This is a genomic window from Massilia sp. (assembly GCF_046293535.1).
GTDB lineage: Bacteria > Pseudomonadota > Gammaproteobacteria > Burkholderiales > Burkholderiaceae_D > Telluria.
Window position 1 is genome coordinate 1 of record NZ_JBKBOV010000028.1, and the last position, 21878, is coordinate 21878.

At 66.1% G+C, this 21878-nt stretch carries 17 protein-coding genes and 1 pseudogene; 12 read left to right on the plus strand and 6 right to left on the minus strand.

Annotation, left to right across the window (positions count from 1 at the left end):
* Together ACK4S9_RS15215 and ACK4S9_RS15220 are read left to right on the plus strand one after the other, a co-directional pair.
* A pseudogene (locus tag ACK4S9_RS15215) lies at positions 1–108 on the plus strand (IS1595 family transposase); the annotation flags it as partial.
* 145 nt (positions 109–253) lie between these two features.
* Positions 254–1855: a hypothetical protein gene (locus ACK4S9_RS15220; protein ID WP_409727018.1), complete on the plus strand. Its 1602-nt coding sequence runs from the start codon at positions 254–256 to the stop codon at positions 1853–1855.
* An 82-nt stretch (positions 1856–1937) separates the two neighbouring features.
* Here the strand turns inward: ACK4S9_RS15220 and ACK4S9_RS15225 are convergent, their stop codons facing one another.
* The 3 genes from ACK4S9_RS15225 to ACK4S9_RS15235 all read right to left on the minus strand — a co-directional run bounded on the left by ACK4S9_RS15225 (position 1938) and on the right by ACK4S9_RS15235 (position 6920).
* The gene (locus tag ACK4S9_RS15225; RefSeq protein WP_409727021.1) at positions 1938–4820 is read right to left on the minus strand and encodes a M16 family metallopeptidase; all 2883 of its coding nucleotides are present in this window, start codon (positions 4818–4820) and stop codon (positions 1938–1940) included.
* A gap of 97 nt (positions 4821–4917) precedes the next feature.
* Positions 4918–5916: a diguanylate cyclase gene (locus ACK4S9_RS15230; RefSeq protein WP_409727024.1), complete on the minus strand. Its 999-nt coding sequence runs from the start codon at positions 5914–5916 to the stop codon at positions 4918–4920.
* Positions 5917–6053: 137 nt separating this feature from the next.
* Complete coding sequence (locus ACK4S9_RS15235) at positions 6054–6920, minus strand: sensor histidine kinase (RefSeq protein WP_409727027.1); 867 nt, start codon at positions 6918–6920, stop codon at positions 6054–6056.
* Positions 6921–7144: 224 nt separating this feature from the next.
* Here ACK4S9_RS15235 and queE point away from each other — a divergent pair, with 224 nt between their 5' ends.
* The 9 genes from queE (at position 7145) to ACK4S9_RS15280 (ending at position 14994) form a co-directional block, all read left to right on the plus strand.
* Positions 7145–7780: a 7-carboxy-7-deazaguanine synthase gene (gene queE / locus ACK4S9_RS15240; protein ID WP_409727030.1), complete on the plus strand. Its 636-nt coding sequence runs from the start codon at positions 7145–7147 to the stop codon at positions 7778–7780.
* Between the two features lie 15 nt (positions 7781–7795).
* Positions 7796–8242, plus strand: a complete 447-nt coding sequence (gene queD, locus ACK4S9_RS15245; RefSeq protein WP_409727034.1) for a 6-carboxytetrahydropterin synthase QueD — start codon at positions 7796–7798, stop codon at positions 8240–8242.
* Positions 8235–8708: a tRNA adenosine(34) deaminase TadA gene (tadA, locus tag ACK4S9_RS15250; RefSeq protein ID WP_409727037.1), complete on the plus strand. Its 474-nt coding sequence runs from the start codon at positions 8235–8237 to the stop codon at positions 8706–8708. The genes queD and tadA overlap by 8 nt, the downstream gene beginning before the upstream one ends.
* A gap of 182 nt (positions 8709–8890) precedes the next feature.
* Positions 8891–9817 (plus strand): alpha/beta fold hydrolase, encoded by a 927-nt coding sequence (locus ACK4S9_RS15255; RefSeq protein ID WP_409727040.1) that lies wholly within the window; start codon positions 8891–8893, stop codon positions 9815–9817.
* A gap of 10 nt (positions 9818–9827) precedes the next feature.
* Positions 9828–10757, plus strand: coding sequence for a muramoyltetrapeptide carboxypeptidase (gene ldcA / locus ACK4S9_RS15260; RefSeq protein ID WP_409727043.1), 930 nt, complete (start codon positions 9828–9830; stop codon positions 10755–10757).
* 127 nt (positions 10758–10884) lie between these two features.
* Positions 10885–12486: an ABC-F family ATPase gene (locus ACK4S9_RS15265; RefSeq protein WP_409727046.1), complete on the plus strand. Its 1602-nt coding sequence runs from the start codon at positions 10885–10887 to the stop codon at positions 12484–12486.
* Positions 12487–12632: 146 nt separating this feature from the next.
* Positions 12633–13781, plus strand: a complete 1149-nt coding sequence (gene nadA, locus ACK4S9_RS15270; RefSeq protein ID WP_409727049.1) for a quinolinate synthase NadA — start codon at positions 12633–12635, stop codon at positions 13779–13781.
* Positions 13778–14674: a carboxylating nicotinate-nucleotide diphosphorylase gene (gene nadC, locus ACK4S9_RS15275; protein WP_409727052.1), complete on the plus strand. Its 897-nt coding sequence runs from the start codon at positions 13778–13780 to the stop codon at positions 14672–14674. Before nadA ends, nadC begins: the two co-directional genes overlap by 4 nt.
* Positions 14671–14994, plus strand: coding sequence for a hypothetical protein (locus ACK4S9_RS15280; RefSeq protein ID WP_409727055.1), 324 nt, complete (start codon positions 14671–14673; stop codon positions 14992–14994). Before nadC ends, ACK4S9_RS15280 begins: the two co-directional genes overlap by 4 nt.
* Before the next feature lie 46 nt (positions 14995–15040).
* Here ACK4S9_RS15280 and ACK4S9_RS15285 read toward each other — a convergent pair whose 3' ends face one another.
* Complete coding sequence (locus ACK4S9_RS15285) at positions 15041–16087, minus strand: alpha/beta fold hydrolase (protein ID WP_409727058.1); 1047 nt, start codon at positions 16085–16087, stop codon at positions 15041–15043.
* Complete coding sequence (locus ACK4S9_RS15290; protein WP_409727061.1) at positions 16084–16977, minus strand: NAD-dependent protein deacetylase; 894 nt, start codon at positions 16975–16977, stop codon at positions 16084–16086. Before ACK4S9_RS15290 ends, ACK4S9_RS15285 begins: the two co-directional genes overlap by 4 nt.
* 140 nt (positions 16978–17117) lie before the next feature.
* Between ACK4S9_RS15290 and ACK4S9_RS15295 the strand changes: the two genes are divergently transcribed.
* A complete protein-coding gene (locus ACK4S9_RS15295) occupies positions 17118–20936 on the plus strand; it encodes an FAD-dependent oxidoreductase (protein ID WP_409727064.1) in 3819 nt (1272 codons plus the stop codon).
* Between the two features lie 13 nt (positions 20937–20949).
* On the opposite strand, the gene ACK4S9_RS15300 is transcribed toward ACK4S9_RS15295, so the two are convergent.
* Positions 20950–21849 (minus strand): DMT family transporter, encoded by a 900-nt coding sequence (locus ACK4S9_RS15300; protein WP_409727067.1) that lies wholly within the window; start codon positions 21847–21849, stop codon positions 20950–20952.
* Positions 21850–21878: the final 29 nt, after the last annotated feature.

Genomic DNA, 21878 nt, shown 5'->3' on the forward strand with positions numbered 1-21878 from the left:
TCGCGCTACCTGCCCAACTACCTCGGCTGGCGCTGGGCGCTCGATGGGGAACGGATCGCATCGCCCGAGCGCTTCCTGAGAGCGGCAATCGGCATCTTCCACATCTAACGAGAACAGCGCCGTTCTTTTCGACCGCCCGCGTTTGGAGTACGCTGTGTGCTGCACCGGCGCCATGCGCCGGTGCGGGACGGGCCGGTCGGATCGGCAGCCGGGATCGGCGCGCCTCGGGACTCACCGATTGGGAGGTACGACCATGCAACATACTCTTGTAGCTGTGTTCGGCGACCGGGCCGACGCACAGAATGCGATGAACGCGCTGATTTCCTCGGGTTTCCCGCGTGAGGAGGTGACGCTGTCCAACGCCGACCCGACCGGCATGACCGACAGCACGCCCGGCCAAGCCGCCGGCGCTACCCGGGCCGGCGCTGCCGGCCTCGGTACCGGCGCCAGCCTGAAGCGTGTGTTTACCGACCTGTTCGGCGCCGACAACAGCCCCCGGGCCAGCAGGTACGCGGGCGCGGTGACGCGCGGCCACCACGTGCTGGTGGTGCGCGCCGCTTCGCTGGCGCAGGCCGAGCGCGCCGCCGACATCGTCGAGCGCTTCGGCCCCAGCGACATCGACGATGAGCCGCTGCAGGCCGGCGCCATCGGGCTGGACACGGACAGGCCGCCCGCATCGATGCGCACGGGCGACCCCGGCAGCATGCAGCAGGCCGCGGCGCCGGCGCACTCCGGTCCCAGGCCAGGCCCGCGCCCGCATCTGGACAACCCGGGCGACGGCATGATCTTCCAGCAGCATTCGCTGTACCAGTCGCAACCCACGGGCGGGACCTACCAGGAACCGCTGGGAGAGAGCGGCCTGGGCGCCACGGGCAGCACCTCGCTGCACGGCTCGACCTTGCGCGAGAACGCAGCCCATGTGCCTTCGTTCGAGGATCTCGAGGCCGGCCCGGGCGGCGAAGCGAGGCAGCGCGATACGCCCATGAACACTGCGCCCCTGGGGAGCTCCGGCCTGGCCGAGACCCAGCGCGGGCGCTCGCGCATCTACTCGCCGGAACCCGCGCCCTCCGGCGGCGGACTGGACATCGGCAGCAACTTCTTCGGCGACGACGACGATTACTACCGCAACCATTTCCTGTCCAACTATGGCGGCGAGGACTACGAGCGGCTCAAGCCGGCCTACGCCTACGGCGCCGACATGGCGCGCCACGACAAGTACCAGGGCCGCGCGTGGCACGAGGTCGAAAGCGACTTGCGCAGCGCTTGGGAGGCGCGCAGCGCCGGCATGCACGGCCTCGGCTGGGACAGCATCAAGGCCGCGGTGCGCCGCGGCTGGGACCGGATGACCGTGCACCACGACGCCGACAACTACTATCGCAGCCACTACGACACCCACCTGGCGGACTCCGGGATGGATTATGACAGCGTCAAGTCGGCCTATTCGTATGGTGCCGAGATGCGCAGGAGCGAGCTGTACCGCAACCGTCCCTGGGACGACGCCGAGGGCGACCTGGCGCGCGCCTGGCACATGGAAGGCGCATGGGAGCGGCTCAAGGCGGCGGTGCGCCACGGCTGGGAACGCATCACCGCCGACGAGGACGAGCGCGCCTACCGCAGCCACTGGGACGCCACCTTCGGCAGCGCGTCCCATGCCGGCAGCTACGCCGAGTACAAGCCGGCCTATGCCTTCGGCGCGGCGATGGCGCACGATTCGCGTTATCTCGGGCGCCGCTGGGACGAGGTGGAAGAGGCCTTGCGCGGCGACTGGGATGCGCGTCACGGCAGCGGCGGGCAGTCGCGCTGGGAGATGATCAAGCCGGCCGTTCAGCATGGATGGGACCGGGCGCGCGCTTGATGTTGGCGGGGCGCAGAGCACCAGGAAAATCGGCGCCCAACAGGGCGCCGATGTCGTCGTTACAGCAAGCGGGTCAGCCGTCTCATTCGGCAAACGCCTGCGCCGCCGGTGTGATGCGCACCGCTTCCGGCCTGATCCCCAGCTTCATCGATCCGATCTGCTGGTCTTCATCGAGCAGCGCCTGCGGCTTCTTGGCATCGTAGCTGATCGGCGAGAAGGCATCCGTCACCAGCTTGTCCTTCAGGCCGGCCGCGTCCTTGGTGATGATCACCACCGACAGGTTCTTCGCCGACAGGTGCTTCCGGATCGCCGCATTCACGTCGGCCACGGTGAGCTTGGCCAGGCCTTCGCGCATCATGCGCGTGAACTCCGGCGTGCGGTACCACTGGGCGTCGAGCGCATAGCCGAGCTGCTGGTCCTGCGTGGCCGTCATCACGAACACGTTCTTTTCGAGATAGCCGCGGGTGGTCTCGAAGTCCTGCTGCGACAGGCCGTTCCGGATCATCTTGTCCAGTTCGAACAGCGCCGCGCGCAGGGCAAAGTGACCGTTCTGCGGCGCCACCGGGCGGATCCAGACCTCGAACAACTGCGCCTTGCGACCCAGGTTGGGGTTCGGGAAGAACTGGAACATGCCGCGTGGGAAGGCTTCGATGTAGGCGTAGTCGCCGTAGTTCATGCCGCGCTCCTCGCGGATGCGCTGGTACAGGCGGGCGCTCGAGGCGCGGTGCTCGCCCAGCCAGGTCTTGGCAAGCCACAGGGCCGGGAAGTCCGGATGCGAACGCGTGACCTCGATCGGCAGGCCGAAGGAAATCGCGGTGGCGCGGGTGTTCTTTTCGATGATCTCCACGTCCAGCCCGTCCGGCATGCGGCCGCGGATCGCGGGGGTCGGCGCCAGGCCGCCGGCGGCCGGCAGGCGCGCCAGCGCAGTTTTCAGGGAGGCGACCATCTTGTCCGACACGTCGCCCGAAATGCCGACCCGTACCGCGCCCTGGGTATAGGCTTTACGATAGAAATCCTTGACGTCGTCCAGGGTGATCGATTCGATGCCCTTGACCGTGCCGAGCACCGGATGGCCGTAGGGCGTGCCGGCAAAGACGTTGGCCTGCAGGCGCTCCTTGCCGAACTCCTCCTCGTTGTTGTCCTTCAGGTCCAGCACCAGGGCATTCTTCTGGGCGTCCTTCAGGCGGCGGAAGTCTTCTTCGCGAAAGCCCGGGTCGACCAGCAAGGGCATCGCGATGCCGAGGAACTGGTCCCAGTTGTCCTTGTGGGTCGTACCGCTGAAGGTGGTCATCTCCTTGTCGGTCTGTTCGGAAAAACTGCCGGCCAGCGGGAACAGGGCCTTGGTCACTTCGTCGATCTTGCGCTCGCGCGAACCGCTCGAGGCGACCATGGCCGCGGTCAAGGCCGCCAGTCCTTCCTTGCCCTTCGGGTCATGCGCGGAGCCGGCCGCGAACAGCAACTTGAAGCGGATCTGCGGCAGCGCCGACTTCTGCACCAGCACGTCGAACTTGGCGTCGGCGGCCTTCGGCGCGAAATCGGCCAGCTTGGGCAGGGTGGATACGCCCGCCGGCAGCGCCTCGTGCGACAGGGTGGTCACCACCATCGAGTCGTCGATCAGGTACTTGCGCGCCGCCGCCTGCAGGTCGGCCGGGGTCAGGCTGTCGACCACGCGGTAGTAGCGGTTCAGGGTGTCGTAGGAGCGGTTGAAGTGCACGTAGGACGCCAGGGTCGAGGCGATCGCCTCGGTGTTGTCGAGCGTGCGGATCAGGCCGTACTTGTTGGCGGACTTGGCGTCGGCCAGCGCGCTCGCGGTGACCGGCTCGTCGCGCAGCTTCGCCACGGTCTGCAGGATCGCGTCGCGCACGTACAGGGCATCCGCCGGCTTCTTGACGCGAGCACCGATGGTGGCCAGGGTCGGGTCGACCCGGTTCGGCACGAAGTCGAACAACTGGTCGACCTTCTGCTCGTCCTGCACCAGGCGCTTGTACAGCGGCGAGGTGCGTCCGAACGACAGCGACAGCAGCATCGACAGGGCCGCCTGGTCCTTGTGGGTGTCCGAGAAGGCCGGCGCGCGGAACGCGACCGTCACCAGCGGCAGGGTCGGCGTCTGCCAGGCCACGTGGCGGTATTGCGCGCCTCTCGGGGCCGGCTCGACCGGCACGTTCGACTTGAAGCTGCCGCGTTTCCAGGCGCCCCAGTATTTTTCGACCATCGCCACCGCCTTGGCCGGCTCGACGTCGCCGGCGATGATCACGGTGGTGCGCTCCGGACGGTACCAGCGGTCGAAGAAGACCTTCGAATACTCGTACTGGTTGGGCATGTCCTCGATGTCCTTCAGGAAGCCCATCGTGGTGTGGCGGTAGGTGTGGGTCGAGAACGCCGCTTCGCGCTGGGTCTCGAACAGTTTCTGCATCGGGTTCGCGCTGTTCTTGTTGTACTCGCCCAGCACGGCGCGCGACTCGGTCTTGAAGGCCTCGATCGGATAGGACAGGTGCTGGAAGCGGTCGGCCTCGACCTTCAGCACGGTTTCCAGGTCTTCCTTGGCGAAGGTGGTGTAATAGTTGGTGAGGTCGTCGCTGGTGTAGGCGTTCTGGCGCGCGCCGGCCTTGGTGATGATTTGCTGGTACTTCTCTGGCGGATACGTGGGCGTACCGCGGAACATCATGTGTTCGAAGAAGTGGGCGAAGCCCGACTTGCCGGGCTCGACCTCGTTGCGCGAGCCGGTCTGCACTGGAATGTGGACCGAGACCAGGTTCGGGAAGCCGGTCGGCACCACGATGACCTTCAGGCCGTTCGGCAAGGTTTTTTCATGGGCCTTGAAAGGCAGGACGTCGGCGCCGGCCGAGGCGGCGCTGGCGGTGGCGGCTTTCGGCGCCGCAGCGGCGGCGGCCGGGGGCGCGAAGGCCAGTAGGGCGCTTGGGACCAGCGCGGCAAGCGCTGTGCGCGACAGGATGCGTTTCGACACGTTCTCTCCTCAGGAATATTGCTATCCGCGAAGGATAGATTATTCGCCAAGGAAAGAACAGGGGATTCAGGTATGCATACGTCGCGCCCGCAGCTGTTCATGCCGCTTCGCTCAGGGGCAGGCTGATGCGGTTGCGGCCCAGGTGCTTGGCGCGGTACAGGGCGGCGTCGGCGGTGGCGACCAGCTCGCTGGCGTTGTTGTCCGGGCCGGCCATGGCGGTGGCGGCCCCGATCGACACCGTCACATGGCGGGTCGGCGCGGTGCACGGCAGTTGCAGCTGCTCGACCCGGCAGCGGATGCGCTCGGCCACGATGGCGGCGCCCTTGAGCGACTGGTTGGGCAGGATCACCGCGAACTCCTCGCCGCCATAGCGCGCCACCAGGTCGTTGGCGCGCATCTCGCTGGCCACCGCGCGCGCGATCCGCTTCAGGCATTCGTCCCCGCCGAGGTGACCGTTGGCATCGTTGTAGGCCTTGAAGTTGTCGACGTCGACCATCAGGAGCGACAGCGGCTGCTGCTGGCGCATGGCGCGCGCCCATTCGGCGTGCAGGGTATCGTCGAAACAGCGACGGTTGGCCAGCCCGGTCAGCCCGTCGCGGGTGGCCAACTGTTCGAGCGCCACCTGGGCCATCTTTTCGTCGGTCAGGTCGCGCAGGGTCTCGACCACCGCCGCCAGTTCACCGTCCGAGCCGTAGATCGGGCTGGCGTCGGCGGCCAGGTAGCGCCGGCGGCCGGCACGCGGCATGTCGAACCAGCTCTCGATACACAGGCTGGCGGGCGAATTGTCGGACGCGCAGCGCGGCAGGATCCGGCGCACGTCCTCGCTGCGGTTCCGCAGCACCAGGTCGGCCAGGGTAGGGCGCCGGTGTTCGTAGAAGCTGCGCCAATGGTCGCTCGTGCCCAGCACTTCATGGGCGGGCACGCCGGTGAGCTGCTCGCAGGCGCGGTTCCAGATCATCACCCGCGCTTGGGTGTCGAGCACGAACACCGGAATCGACAGGGAGGCCACCAGCTGTCCGACAAACGCGCCATCTCGCACGAGGGCGGTCGGGGCGGGCGCGCTGGCGCTGGCGCTGGAGCTGTGTGGGCTGATCATGGTCGTCCTCGTACGGTTCCGGTCCGGCAGCCGAATTGACTGCCAACAGGAAACGATTCTGCTACCGCACAGGGACGTACTTATTGATTTTCAGCAAGATCTGTTTTGCTTGGCTCGTGCACCGGCACCGACCAGGCCTACACCTGGATGGGCGATCTCGTGTGGGGCAGGGTGGCGCACACCACCGTTCCGCCGCGCCGGCCCGGCAGGACCGTGAGCGAGCCGCCGAAGGCTTCGGTCCGCTCGCGCATCCCGTCGATCCCGCAGCCGCGCCTGTCCAGGTGCTCGAGGGCGGCCGGGCCGATGCCGTCGTCCTCGATCTTCAGCAGCGCTTCGCCGGCCGATTCGACCAGCGTGACGCAGACCATGGTGGCCTGGGCGTGGCGCGCCACGTTCGACAGCGATTCCTGCAACACGCGCAGCAGCACCGCGTCCTGTTCCTGGTCGCGCCGATCCTCCTGGCCGGGGTCGCGTCCCGCATCGAAGCGGTAGTCGAGCCCATGCAGGCGGGCGAAATCGGCCAGGTGGCGCTCGGCGGCCTGGCGCAGGCTCTGGCCCTTGGCGATCGGGCGCAGGCCGGTCACGATCGCGCGCACCGAGCGGATGGCGGTGTCGAGGTTGCCGACCGCCACGGTGAGCTTGTCGTGCACGGCGGGCGCGGTGCCGCGCACCGCCGCCTGCTGCAGCGCCAGTTCGACCCGCAGCGACAGCAGGCGGTGGCCCAGTTCGTCGTGCAGGTCACGCGCGATACGGGCCCGCTCGGCCTCGCGCACGCCTTCCTGCTGCCGCACCAGCCGGCACAGCACTTCGTGGCTGCCGGCCAGGGCGGCCTCGACGTCCGCGTGGGCGCCGCGCTCGGCCTCGAGTTGCTGTTCCAGCGCGCGGGTGCGTTCCTGGGCGGCCTGGGAACGGCGCTCGACCAGCACGGCCAGGGCGATGGCGGCCAGGCTCACCATGGCGGCAACCATCATCTCGGGCGGCGCCCCGCGCAGGGGCAGCGGCATGGCGGCACTGGCCGGCGCGCTGCATGCCAGGGCGCCTAGCGCTGAGGCAACGGCTGAAAATCGGACTAGGAATGAGATAGGGTTCATCATGGCATCCTTCTGACTCGCATTCGGAAGATTCCGTACGAAGGTACACCTGAGTCCGACAGGCAATATTGCTCATCCTCAATGCATGACTGCGCGGCGGCGGCGCGCTATAATGGAGGGTTGACGAGAGGCTTACCGTGACTTACAGCATCAAAGAGATCTTCTACACCCTGCAGGGCGAAGGCGCCCATGCGGGGCGCCCGGCCGTGTTTTGCCGCTTTTCGGGCTGCAACCTGTGGACCGGCCGCGAAGCCGACCGCGCCAGCGCCGTGTGCAGCTTCTGCGACACCGACTTCGTCGGCACCGACGGCGAGGGCGGCGGCAAGTTCCGCGAGCCGGAGCTTCTCGCGGCCCGGATCGACAGCCTGTGGCCGGCCACCCACGCGGCCAGCAAGTACGTGGTCTTCACCGGCGGCGAGCCGCTGCTGCAGCTGGACCGGCCGCTGATCGAGGCCATGCACGCGCGCGGCTTCACGATCGCCATCGAGACCAACGGCACGCTGCCGGTGCCGGAAGGCGTGGACTGGGTCTGCGTCAGCCCCAAGCTGGGGTCGACGCTGGTGGTCGCGAAGGGCAACGAGATCAAGGTGGTGATTCCCCAGGCGGGCCAGGACCTGTCCGCCTACGAGGGGCTCGACTTCGACAACTTCTATGTGCAACCGATGGACGGCCCGCTCGCCGCGCACAACACGCGCCTGGCGATCGAGACCTGCCGCCGCAACCCCAAGTGGAAGCTGAGCCTGCAGACCCACAAACTCCTCCAGATTCCCTGAGTCATTGCCGACCCGATGTTAACCATTACCCGCAAGCTGGAATTCGATGCCGGTCATCGCATCCCCGACCACAAGAGCCAGTGCCGCAACCTGCACGGCCATCGCTACACCCTCGAGATCACCCTGACCGGTGACGTCATCGACGTTGAAGGAAATTCTGACAATGGCATGATCATGGATTTCTCGGACGTCAAGGTCCTGGCCAAGCAGCACCTGGTCGACGTGTGGGATCACGCCTTCCTTGTGTACGAAAAGGATGACAAGGTGCGCGAGTTCCTGGCCTCGCTGCCGGGCCACAAGACCGTCGTCATCGACTGCATCCCCACCGTGGAAAACCTGGCGCGCGTCGCTTTTGCCCTCCTCAAGGCGGTGTTCACGGACCGCTACGGCACCGGCTTGCGCCTGCATAAACTGGTGCTGCACGAAACCCCGAACTGCTGGGCCGAAGTGACCGATGCCTGACAAGTACATGGGGCTGGCCCTGGAGCAGGCCAGGCTGGCCTGGGCCGAGGGCGAGGTGCCGGTGGGCGCGGTGGTGGTCAAGGACGGCGAAGTCATCGCCACGGGCTACAACCAGCCGATCGGCCGCCACGATCCGACCGCGCACGCCGAGATCGTCGCGCTGCGCGCCGCCGCCGAAAAGCTCGGCAACTACCGCCTGCCCGGATGCGAGCTCTACGTCACCCTCGAGCCCTGCATCATGTGCTCCGGCGCGATGATGCATGCGCGCCTGGCGCGCGTGGTCTACGCCGCGCTCGACCCGAAGACCGGCGCCTGCGGCTCGGTGGTGAACCTGTTCGAGGAAGAACGGCTGAACCACCATGCCGAGGTGCTCGGAGGCGTGATGGCCGAAGAGGCGAGCAGCCTCCTGAAGGCCTTCTTCGCCGAGCGCCGCGCGCAAGCGCGCAAGCTTCCCGCGGCCGACTGAAGTCCAAACTCGCGCCGGTCCGCTGTCCAGCGTAAGACAAGTCGTACGCCGGCACGGGCGCCCTGGCGCCGGCGAAAGTGATATGCTGTTTGCAAGCCGCTCGTGGCGTTTCCCGGGGCGGTGAGCCAACCCTGTCGCCTGAAGAGCCGTTGCCGTGCCTCGCGCGGCGCCGGCATGCCGCCATGCCTACGCTCAATGCCAACGGAATCCGCATCGCCTTCGACACCGCAGGCGACCCCAAGGCCCCACCGCTGCTGCTGGTGCAGGGCCTCGGCATGCAGCTGACCGCCTGGCCCGAGGAATTCGTCGAAGGCCTGGTCGAACTCGGCTTCTACGTGATCCGCTTCGACAACCGCGACTGCGGCCTGTCCACCAAGTTCGAGCAGGCCGGCGTCCCCAACCTGGCGCTGGCCGCGATCAAGTCGAAGCTGGGCTGGCCGCTGCGCGCGGCCTACCGCCTGGAGGACATGGCCGAGGACGCGATCGGGGTGCTGTCGGCCCTCGGGGTGGCGCGCGCCCACGTGGTCGGCATCTCGATGGGCGGCATGATCGCCCAGATCCTGGCGGCACGTTACCCGCAGCGCATCCTCAGCCTGACCTCGATCATGTCGAGCAGCTGCCGGCGCGGCTTGCCCGGCCCGGAAAAGAAGGTCAGCAAGCTGCTGGCCCGGCGACCCGGCGACCCGGGCGACATCGAAAGCATCATCGACCACGGCGTCGCGGTCATGCGCGCCATCGGCAGCCCCTCCTACCCGACCCCGGACAAGGCCTTGCGCAAGCGCGTTGCGCGCTCGGTGCGCCGCAGCTACTGCCCGGGCGGCGTGGCGCGCCAGCTGATGGCGATCGCGGCCTCGGGCGACCGCTGCGCCCAGCTGGCGACCATTTCCGTTCCCGCCCTCGTGATCCACGGCGCCAGCGACCCGCTGGTGCCGCTCGCCTGCGGCGAAGACACGGCCAGCCGCATTCCCGGGGCCCGGCTCGAAGTCATCCAGGGCATGGGCCACGACCTCCCGCCGCAGCTGGTCGAGCGGCTCCTCGCCTTGATCGATGCCCACGCCAGAGGTAAGATGTTGCCAGACTCAACACCTCGCCTATTCGTCAAACAATAATCGTCAAACAGTGATCACCCAACAAATCGGCATCGCCATCGTGGCCCCCGCCGGCCAGGCGCTCGACCCGTGCGCGGTCGACCGTGGCATTGCCCGCCTCGAGCAGCACGGCTGCCTCGTCCATAACTACTACGACCACGCCAGCATCCACGAGCGCTTCGGCGGCACCGACCAGGGCCGCCTGGCCCAGTTGCAGGCCGCCGTTGCCGACCCCGAGGTGCAGATCATCATGGCGATCCGCGGCGGCTACGGCAGCACCCGCCTGCTGCCGCACATCGATTTCGAGGCGATCGCGGCGAGCGGCAAGCTGGTTGTCGGCTTTTCCGACATCACCGCCATCCACATGGGCCTGATGGCCCGTACCGGTGCGCTCAGCTACGCCGGACCGATGGCGGCGGTCGACTTCGGCCTCCCTGAACCGGTGCAGTTCACGCTGGACGACTTCTGGCAATGCCTGGCCGGCCCGACCCATACGATCACCGAATGCGCGAAGGGCAACCCGCGCATCGACGAAGCCGGCACGGTGTGGGGTGGCAACCTGGCGATGATCGTCTCGCTGCTGGGCACGCCGTACTTTCCGGGCATCGACGACGGCATCCTGTATCTCGAAGACATCGGCGAGCATCCTTACCGGGTCGAGCGCATGCTGCTGCAACTGCAGCAGGCGGGCGTCCTGGCGCGTCAGCGCGCGGTCGTGCTGGGCGACTTTTCCGGCTACAAGCTGGCGCCCAACGACAACGGCTACGATTTCGCCGCCATGCTGGCCCACCTGCGCGCCACGCTGCCGGTCCCGGTCATCGATGGATTGAGTTTCGGGCACATCGCACGCCGGGTGACCATTCCCTTCGGCGCCCAGGGGCGCCTGGTGTCGCACGACGAAGGCTTCACCTTGACGCTGTCCGACTATCCGACGCTGCGCCAGGCCGTCCGCTGCGGCTGAGCCGGCCCACGCCCGGCCGGCTTGAGTGCCGCGCCGGGCGCCGCGATTCGCCCTGTGGCCCCCGCGATGGTAGAATCGCGGGTTATCCGGCAACACCGTTGCTAACTCCGCTTCTAAAGGTTTCCTAGTGCTATCCACTGCCAATATCACCATGCAATTCGGCGCCAAGCCGCTGTTCGAGAACATCTCCGTCAAGTTCGGCGAAGGCAACCGTTACGGCCTGATCGGTGCGAACGGTTGCGGCAAGTCGACCTTCATGAAGATCCTCGGCGGTGACCTCGAGCCTTCCGCCGGCAACGTCAGCCTCGACCCGGGCGAGCGCCTGGGCAAGCTGCGCCAGGACCAGTTCGCCTACGAGGACGTGCGCGTGCTCGACGTCGTCATGATGGGCCACACCGAGCTGTGGAACGCCATCTCGGAGCGCGACGCCATCTACGCGAACCCGGAGGCGACCGACGAAGACTACATGCGCGCCGCCGAACTCGAAGGCAAGGTGGCCGAATACGACGGCTACTCGGCCGAGGCGCGCGCCGGCGAGCTGCTGCTCGGCCTGGACATCGCCAGCGAGCTGCACCAGGGACCGATGAGCGCCGTGGCGCCAGGCTGGAAGCTGCGCGTGCTGCTGGCCCAGGCCCTGTTCTCGAACCCGGACATCCTGCTGCTGGACGAGCCGACCAACAACCTGGACATCAACACGATCCGTTGGCTGGAAGACATCCTCAACCAGCGCAACTCGACGATGATCATCATCTCGCACGACCGCCACTTCCTGAACCAGGTCTGCACCCACGTGGCCGACATGGACTACGGCACGCTGAAGATCTACCCGGGCAACTACGACGACTACATGCTGGCCTCGACCCAGGCCCGCAACCAGCAGTTGGCGAACAACGCCAAGGCCAAGGAGAAGGTCGCCGAGTTGCAGGACTTCGTGCGCCGCTTCTCGGCCAACAAGTCGAAGGCGCGTCAGGCGACGTCCCGCGCCAAGATGATCGACAAGATCAAGATCGAGGAGTTCAAGCCGTCCTCGCGCGCCTACCCGTTCGTGCGCTTCGAAGGCGAGAAGAAGCTGCACCGCCTGGCGGTGGAGACCGAGGGCCTGGCGAAAGCCTACGACCGCCAGCTGTTCAAGAATTTCTCCATCATGGTCGAAGCGGGCGAGCGCATTGCGATCATCGGCGCCAACGGCGCCGGTAAAACCACGCTGCTGCGCTGCATCGGCGGCGCCGACATCACCGGCCTGGACGCCGACCACGGCCGCGTGAAGTGGGCCGAGAATGCCAACGTCGGCTACATGCCGCAGGATCCGACCGAAGAGTTCGCGAGCGACTTGAACCTGACCGACTGGATGGGTCAGTGGACCCAGGAAGGCGACGACGACCAGGCGGTGCGCTCGATCCTGGGCCGCCTGCTGTTCGGCGGCGACGAGGTCAAGAAATCGGTGAAAGTGCTGTCCGGCGGCGAGAAGGGCCGCATGATGTACGGCAAGCTGATGCTGGGCCGCCACAACGTGCTGCTGCTCGATGAGCCGACCAACCACATGGACATGGAGTCGATCGAGTCGCTCAACATCGCGCTCGACAAATACGCCGGCACCATGATCTTCGTCTCGCACGACCGCGAGTTCGTGTCCTCGCTGGCCACCCGCATCCTCGAGATCCGCGAGAACGAGATCATCGATTTCCGTGGCAACTACGAAGAGTACCTGACGAGCCAGGGCATCGATTAAGTAGTTCGTAGGGTGGGCGGCTTTGCCGCCCACGCGGTGATTGTTACCGGCTCCGCTATCGTGCCGGATGATCTTGACGCTACCTATCACCGCATGGGCGGGAGACCCGCCCACCCTACGGCTTACGGTTGAAGGAGACCACCTGAATGATTACTGCACCAATTAAAACCTACGAATACGACCGCCCGCAGGTCGGCGAGGCTTGCACCATCAACCCGGCGACGGCCGAGGCCTGGGCGCGCGTTCCCGCCGTGCCGAGCGCCAGCGAAAAGACCGAACTCAAGGAGCGCATCAAGCGCCTGCTCAAGGAGCGCAATGCCGTGCTGGTCGCCCACTACTACGTGGATGCCGACCTGCAGGACCTGGCCGAGGAAACCGGCGGCTGCGTCTCGGACTCGCTGGAAATGGCGCGCTTCGGGCGCGACCATCCGGCCCGGACCCTGGTCGTTGCCGGGGTGCGCTTCATGGGCGAATCGGCCAAGATCCTGAGCCCGGAAAAGACCATCCTGATGCCGGACCTGGACGCGACCTGCTCGCTCGACCTTGGCTGCCCGGCAGATGAGTTCGCCGCCTTCTGCGACCAGCATCCGGACCGCACCGTGGTGGTGTACGCCAACACCAGCGCCGCCGTGAAGGCGCGCGCCGACTGGATGGTGACCTCGTCGATCGGCCTGGACATCGTCAGGCACCTGCACGAGCAGGGCAAGAAGATCCTGTGGGCGCCCGACCGCCACCTGGGCGCCTACATCCAGAAGCAGACCGGGGCCGACATGCTGCTGTGGCAGGGGTCCTGCCTGGTGCACGACGAATTCAAGGGCGTCGAGCTCGATTTGCTCAAGGCCGAGCATCCGGATGCGAAAGTGCTGGTGCACCCTGAATCGCCGGCGTCGGTCGTCGCCCAGGCGGACGTGGTCGGCTCGACCACCCAGCTGATCAACGCCGCGGTGAACCTGCCGGCGAGCACCTTCATCGTCGCCACCGACAACGGCATCCTGCACAAGATGCGCGCCGCCGCCCCCGGCAAGCACTTCATCGAAGCGCCCACCGCCGGCAACAGCGCCACCTGCAAGAGCTGCGCCCACTGCCCGTGGATGGCCATGAACGGCCTGAAGAACCTGGCGGAAGTGCTGGAGAACGGCGCCAACGAGGTGCACGTCGACCCCGAGATCGGCCGCCAGGCCAAGCGCGCGATCGACCGCATGCTCGATTTCGCCGCCGCCAAGAAGGCCCAAGCCCTGCCGAGCGGCGCGCTCGAGCAGAACGCCAAATTGTTTAATGGAGTCGGCCCGGCATGACGACGCTGCGTAATCCTTTCATCTCCGAAGACCGTTTCGACGAAAAGCTGCAGTCGGCGTTCGAAGCCAACATCCTGGCCGCGCTGCTGGAAGACGTCGGCACCGGCGACCTGACCGGCATGCTGGTGCCCACCGCGCCGCGCGTGCGGGCGCGCGTGATCGTGCGCGAACAAGCCGTGCTGTGCGGCGCGCCCTGGTTCGAAGGCGTGATGCTGGCGGTCGACCAGGACATCGAGATCTCCTGGCACCATGCCGAAGGCGACCTGATGCCCAAGGATTCGACCGTTTGCACCATCGAAGGCTGCCCGCGCTCGCTGCTCACCGCCGAGCGTGCGGCGCTCAACTTCATGCAGCTGCTGTCGGGCGTAGCCAGCGCTACCCGCAAGTACGTCGACGTAATCGCCGGCACCGGGGCGGCGATCCTGGACACCCGCAAGACCCTGCCGGGCCTGCGCCTGGCGCAAAAGTACGCGGTGCGCGTCGGTGGCGGCAAGAACCAGCGCATGGCGCTGTACGACGGCATCCTGATCAAGGAAAACCATATCGCGGCGGCGGGCGGCGTCACCCCGGCACTGCAGGCGGCCGCGGCCCTGAATGCGGGCGTTCCGGTGCAGATCGAGGTCGAAACCATCGGCCAGCTGGAAGAAGCGCTGGCCGCCGGCGCCACGTCGGTCCTGCTGGATAACTTCGACCTCGGCATGATGCGCGAGGCGGTGCGGGTGAACGCCGGCCGTGCGCTGCTGGAAGCCTCGGGCGGCATCAACATGGACACGGTGCGCGCGATCGCCGACACCGGCGTGGACCGCATCTCGGTCGGCAGCCTGACCAAGGACGTGCGGGCCACCGACTATTCGCTGCGGATCGTCGGCGCGCTCGAGGAGGTGGCGGCATGATGGACTGGAGCCGACTGCGCATCTCTACCGGTGCGCGCATCCTCTGGCTGGTCTTCGGCCTGGTGCTGGGCTTGCCCACATTGTCGAACGGCCTGGCCACCAACTCGACTTCGGACCTGTGCTTCGGCATCGGCATGGTGCTGGTCGGGGTGCGCGGCTTCCTGCGGCCCGTCATGTTCGGCAAGGCCGTGCGCATGGAGATGGACCCCCGCACTTCCCAGGTGTCGATCGGCTCGCCGATGCTGCACGGCGGCCTGTCACTGGTGATCTTCGTGGCGCTGGTGGCGGGGATCGTCGTCAAGTACGTGCTGCAGGGCTGAGCAGGCGCACGCCCGCCCGGAGGCGGTGGCCGTTCGTGCGCGCCGCCTACACGCCGCTCTCGCTGGCCCTGGCCAGCGCCTCCGCCTCGGGCGTGCGCGCGTGGACCGGCTCTCCGACCCTGGCCGCGATCGTATCGATCGCGGCCATGATTTTTTCCACGTCCGCATAATGCGTCATGTGTCCGACGCCCGGCATCAGCTGCAGTTCGCTGGCGCCCAGGCGCTCGCTCAGGCGCTCCGAATTGTGGCCCGCATCGACGATCTTGTCCTGGGTGCCGGCCACGATCGCCGCCGGGACCTTCAACTCGGCATAGCGCTTCGACAGCATGGCCGCTGCCGGAATCATGACCGCCGTTTCGGCGGCGGCGGCACGCAGCTGCTTCGGCCGCAGGGCCATCCAGACCGGGAAGGCGTCGAAGCGCCGGTCCACCGGCCTGGGCGAGAAAGTGCGCTTGGCCATTCCCGGCCACAGCGCCCGCGCGACCAGCGGCAGCACCGTGTAGCGCAGCAGGTCGCCGACGATCGGGACGGCCGGCTGGGTCAGCGTGGCCACGTCCAGGCGCAGGCTTGGGTAGTAATAACCCGACAGCAGCACCAGTCCGCGCACGGCATCCGGCCGCTGCAAGCCCATGGCCAGCGCCACCATCGTGCCCCAGGAGTGCCCGGCGACGATGGCCGATTCCACGCCGATCCGCTCCAGAGCCCGGTGCAGCAGGGCCGCCTGCCGGTCCGGCGTCCACAGCGTACTGCGCGGACGCTCGCTGTAGCCGAAGCCGGGCCGGTCGAATGCGATCACACGGTAGTGCTCGGCGGCCCGCTGCAGCAGGCCGCTCGTCTCGAAATCCTTCGAGTACACGCCGTTCCCGTGCAGCAGCACCAGGGTGGGGCCGCTGCCGCGCTCCAGGTAATGCAGGCGCACCCCGTCGACCTCGACGAACTTGCCCTGCGGCGGATTGTCGCGCTCGGCCTGGCGGCTCCTGGCGCGCACATACAGGAAGGACGCGGCCAGGCCGATGGCGGCCAGGACGGCGCCGGTGCGCGGGCCATTGGCCCCCGTGTTGCTGCTTATCGTCGTGCGGTAGCTGTTGCTCACACAATCCCCCTGTGGTCGAGTAATGATGGCGAGTCCTCCGGCTCCTCCGCCTGGAGCAGGTCGGCCACCCGCGGCAGCAGCCGCTCGGCCGACTCTTCTATCTTGAGTGCGATCAGGTGGTCCGCCCGGGTGCGTCCCAGGTTGAGCGCGGCGATCGGCTTGCCGCTCTCGTGCGCCATGCGGCAGAAACGAAAGCCCGAGTAAACCATGAGCGAGGACCCCACCACCAGCAGGGCGTCGGCCGCCGCCATCTGCGCCAGCGCGCAGGCGGTGCGCGCCGGCGGGATGCCGTCGCCGAAGAACACGACGTCGGGCGCCAGCGCCCCGCCGCACTGGACGCAGGATGGCAGGTGGAAGTCTGCCAGGGCATCGGGCTCGATCGCGGCGTCGCCGTCCGGCAGCGGGGTGGCAAGCACATTGGCCAACTCGGGGTTGGCTTCGCCCAGCAAGGTCTGGACAAACGCGCGCGGGAATTGCGCCTTGCAATGCATGCACACCACGCTGTGAACGTTGCCGTGCAGTTCGAGCACGGCGTGGCTGCCGGCCTGCTGGTGCAGGCCGTCGACGTTCTGCGTCAGCAGGTAGCCGAAGCGCCGGTGCCGTTCCAGGCGCGCCAGCGCATGGTGGCCGCCGTTCGGCCTGGCCCTGGCCATGATCGGCCAGCCGACCATGCTGCGCGCCCAGTAGCGGCGCTGGATCTCGGCCGAGCGCCGGAACTCCGGCCCCTGGATCGGCTGGCGCCCGCGGCGGGTGCCGTCGCGGTCGCGGTAATCGGGAATGCCGGACGCGGTGGACAGGCCGGCGCCGGTCAACACCAGCGCGCGCGGATACCCTTCCAGGAATTCCGCCAGCGCGGAGGCACTGTCTTGAACGGTAAAAACTGCTGCCATGTTGCGTGATCCTCCATTGGCTGGGATCCTAGCATCGCTATGCGCGACACGGAGGCACGATACCGCACGAAACGGCGACAATTACTGCGCTGCAAGAAAATATGCTCGGTATAATCGAAGACCTTCGTCATGGATCGATTATGGCAGTTATGCTCATTGGTAAACAACACAAGGCACTGGTCGCGTGGCTAGATCAGGATTGGTGGAAGGACGACGTCTCACCGCTCTGCATCCTTCAGGGTTTCCCGGGCGCGGGCAAGACCCATGTCTCGGAAGTTCTGGAGCAGAGGGTTCGCGCTAGGACGGTACCGACGAAGATTGTGCGTTGCCGCCTGCCGCCGACAAGTGCGAACGCCCTTGATGAGCTACTGCTGTCGATCGCCAGCGCGCTCGACGACCAAGGCGACAGCCGCCTTGCCGACAACTGCACGCTAGAGACCCTGGAAAGACTTCTCAAGGAACCGATGCTTCTTGTGGTTGATGAGTTCCAGGACACTCTCGATAATCGTACCGGACAACCACCAGCGTCGCTGGCGCAGTGGTTCGAGAAGGTCTGCGGCACGCGCACCATGAGTGGGCGCATCCTCCTGTTGAGCAGCCACCAGATCGACCATGCGCGTTGGAATGAACGCTGCGTCCTGCGCGCGCTGCGTGGCATGGACGTGCCGAGCGGGTTACAGTTCTTGGAACACCATCTTGCGGAATACGGGGTCCCGGCTAAAGACCTTCCGCTGGAACGTCGGCCCGATGTCGTCGAGTGGCTAGGGGGCTTCCCACGTGCTTTGAAGTTGTTCGCCAGCCTGCTACGCAATCTCCCGTTCGAAGAGGTGATTGGAGCAATGCCCGAGTCCTGGGAAACCCGTAACCAGCCAATTTCGGAACGCCTCTTGAAGGGCATCGAAGACGAGATGGTTGCGCAGGCCAGGAGAGGACTGGCGGAGGTCGTCGACCGGTTTTTCGAGCGACTTGCGGTGTACCGGCTGCCAGTAGACGAATCCGGACTCAAGGCGGTCAATGAGGGGTTCGGACCGATCGACACGCTCAAAGAAGACCTTCTAAGCCGCTACCTGCTCGAACGACGCCAGAACACCTACACGCTACATCCGGTGCTCCGCGCGGCCGTACTCAGGCCGATCAAGCCGAACGTGCTGGCGCGCGCCCATAGTCTCGCGGGCAAGCACTACGCGCGCCACTTCCGGGCGCGCCGGTTGACCGGCTCGTACATGCGCCTCGGGCGCGAGTTTATCGAGTTGCGTTACCACTACACCCAAGCGGGCCAGGCCGAGCTGATCAAGGAATTCGTCGCTCCTTTCGCGGCTCATATCCGGTCAGATCTGGGCTGGCACAAGCCCTTGCCGGAACGCGTCGAGGAGCGCGACGAACAGATCGCGGTCTTATCGGCGCTGAGTGAGTCGGTGGACGACAAGTTACTGCACTTTCAGCTCGCGCGCCTCTTCGACAAACGCGGTAAACCGCAGGATCCTGAGCGCGCGCTGCGACATGCCAAGCAATCATGCAGATACGATTCCCCGCCCGCCGCTTGGGCACTGCGTCAGCGGCTGGTGGAGCGCCAGCACGGGGCCAAGGCGGCGATCAAGGATTTTCGTCAATTCGCTTTGAAGCATGTCGCGCCTGACAAGGGCCTATGGTCTCTATATAAACTAGGGGCGGGGATGCTGATGCAAGCTGGCCTCTTGCCGGAGGCCGAGACGCTTGTAGCCGACGGCATCGCACATATCGAAGCGAAGTCGAATGTCAGCCAGTTGTACATGGCTCAATCCGACATAATGCTACGCACAGGGCGCCCAAGCGAGGCCCTGGCTCTGCTCAAGGCGGGCATCGCGCGGGTCGGACCCAAATATGGCGGCTTCAACTTGGCAGAACGGGCGGTCGTCATCGCTGCGCACGGATCCACCTTGCACCCGCTGCAAGAAATCATTGAGTTGCTGCAAGCCGAGGGCGCCTACGCGCCGCAAATCGAACTCGCGCATGTGTACATCGCGGTCTGCAGGAACCAGTTTGAACAAGCCATCGCATCACCGGTCGCGCAACAACACGCGAGCTCGGTCATGTCGCTCGCAGTGACGTTTGCTTTCTGCTACCTCTCGCTGGGACAAGTGGACGCGGCGAAAGCGACTCTCGACCGTTTCAGGACCACGGAGGGTAATAAACTTATTCTCACGCCGAAACACAGCGTCACATGGCTGGCATCCTGGATCCATCTTGAGTCGGGCGACCAAGCATTGGCAAACGCGCTGCTGTCGACTTTCCTGGACCGCCCTTTGGGTGATGGCGAACGCACGGACCGAGCAACTTTATTGCGTCTATGGGACGAACATGGCGAGCAGGACGGCGGCCGGCCGCCCGCGCGCGATTTTCCGGTGCTCGCACCGCTGCTGACTGGTTTGCCTGACTACGTGCGTCGTTCGCCATGGGGCGAATCGATTCTGAAACTTCGGCTGCAAGGCAGCGTGGCGCCGTCCGCATCGCTTCCTGAGGCGCCGCCTCCCGACGCCCCAGCCCACGAACTCGACACGCCATCCCCCACGTGCACCGGGAGCAGCGCCTCCGAGGACGTGCCTGGTGGAGCGCTTCGTGACGCGGTCGGCGATACCGCTGGTACGGCTGACGTGCCGTGGAATTCCGACCACATTATTTCCAGTATGGAGCCTGCAGAATTCCGCGGTGTCTACCTCCTGGGCAGTTTCGACCACCGTATCACGTTCTATACGCAACAGGTACGGGCGTTGAATCTGGTGCGCGCCCTGTTCGAAAAGGGCAAACTGTGTAGCGGACAGTCGGTATGCGTGGTCGGTGCCGGTGCTGCTGGCGTCATGACCGCGGTTGCGGCCGCGCGGGCCGGATGCCGTGTGACGCTGTTCGACGACCGCGAAGCTATCCTGAGTCTACAAGCTCCGGCGCAGCACCGTTTCCTGCACCCTCACATTTACGACTGGCCGGCAGCCGGCTCTGACCGTATCGACGCGGGACTGCCGGTGCTGAATTGGCAGGCCGCAAACGCCAACGCTGTCGTCGACTCTTTGCGTACCGAATTTGAGCGGTACAGAGCGATGTTCGGCGACAGGCTTCGGTTCGTCCCCAAGACAAATATCCAAGAAATTCGACCGGAGACCAAGGGAACGCGCCTGCGCGTGCTCGGCAATGACGCCGATATCAACGAATGTTTCGATGGCGTTTTCCTCGCACTTGGCTTTGGCCTCGAACGTTCGGCCTTTGCAGCGGCAGGGACGCACTCTTACTGGACAGGAGACAGCCTGAACGGCCCATTTGCCCTGGGTACGCGTCAACGCATCCTGGTATCGGGCTCTGGGGATGGTGGGCTGGTTGACGTCGCGCGAGCCGCTATGCGTTCGCACGTGAACGGCAGCTATTTCGTTCATCATGAAGCTGTTGCGTTCCTGACAACCGATGAGTCGTTTTGCAAGTTAGCCGAACAAATGTCCCAAGTCGACGACGAAGCACGCAAGGCTGAAGTGACTGGCGTGGAACCCGAGCCCCTATACCAGAGCTACAAGGCACTCGAAGTGCCGGATACCCTGTTGGCCAAGATCAGGCAATTAGCGCGCACGGATACCGAGGTGACGTTCAACTTTACGGATCACAATATCTTTTCGCTAAACTCAGCATTGCTCAATCGCCTTCTGGTGTTCCTACTGCTGCGCGCGCAGATCGTCGAGCGCAAGCATGGCAAGATCACGAACGTTCATATTTCGCCTCATAATCCAGCGCGAAAAGTGGTCGAGTTCAGGAACAGGCCAGAAAATAACCTCGAATACGATATGGTCGTGCTGCGCCATGGTCCTCCGCGGGATTTTGTGGCTCAGCGGTTCGCGGAGCTGGAACCTGCCTTCGCATCATTGCGTGGTGCGCTTCCCAAGTTAGCACTGTCGCAGCACCTCGCCGCAGATACGGCTGCCTGGCACTTGGTCCGAAGCTGACCACTCGCGACGTTCAGCGTGCGGAGACCGCGATGCCGCCGACGATCATGCCGAAGGCCAGCACGTGGTAGAGATGGGGCGGCTCACCGAGAAAAGCCGAGGACAGCAAGGCCGTGAACAGCGGCGTCAGGTTGATGAAGAAGGCCCCGATGCTGGGCCCGGCGCGCTGCACGCCCGCACCCCAGCAACGCATCGCCAGGATGGCCGGGCCGATCGCTACGTACAGCAGGGCGGCTCCCAGCGACCAGCTCCAGGCGACATCGACCTCGCGCAGCGCCCATTCGCCGCCGGCCAAGGCGGCCGACCACAGCACCCCGTAACCGACCTGCGCCAGCAAGAAGGCCGCCCAGTCGGCGCGCAGCCCCGGCACGTCCTTCTGCTGCATCAGCATCCAGCTATAGAAGGACCAGGCGATGGTGGCCAGGATCATGTACAGGTCGCCCGCCACCAGCCGCAGTTGCAGCAGGCCGTGGAGGTCGCCGCGGCACAGCACCACCAGCACGCCGCCGATAGACAGGATCGCGCCCAGCACCTGCTTGCGCTTGACCGGCACGCCGTAGAACAGGCGACCGACCAGCAGCATCCAGACCGGCACGCCGGAGGCGACCAGGGTCACGTTGATCGGCGTGGAACTCTGCAGCGCCAGGTATTGCAGCGAGTTGTACAGGCCCACGCCCAGCAGGCCGAGCATGGCGTAGCGGCGCCAGTTGGCCAGCACGCCGCTACCGTGCCTGAACGCCGCGCGCCCGAGCGGCACCAGCACCGCCAGCGCGATCGTCCAGCGGATCAGGTTGAGCGTCATCGGCGGCACCGCGTCGCGCACCAGGCGGCCGACGATCGCGTTTCCCGCCCACAGCACCGGGGGAACGGTCAGGAGCAGGATGGTGGAAGGGGTGAGGGCGGGACGATTCATGGCGTGGCGGCCGGCCCGCGCGCACGGGC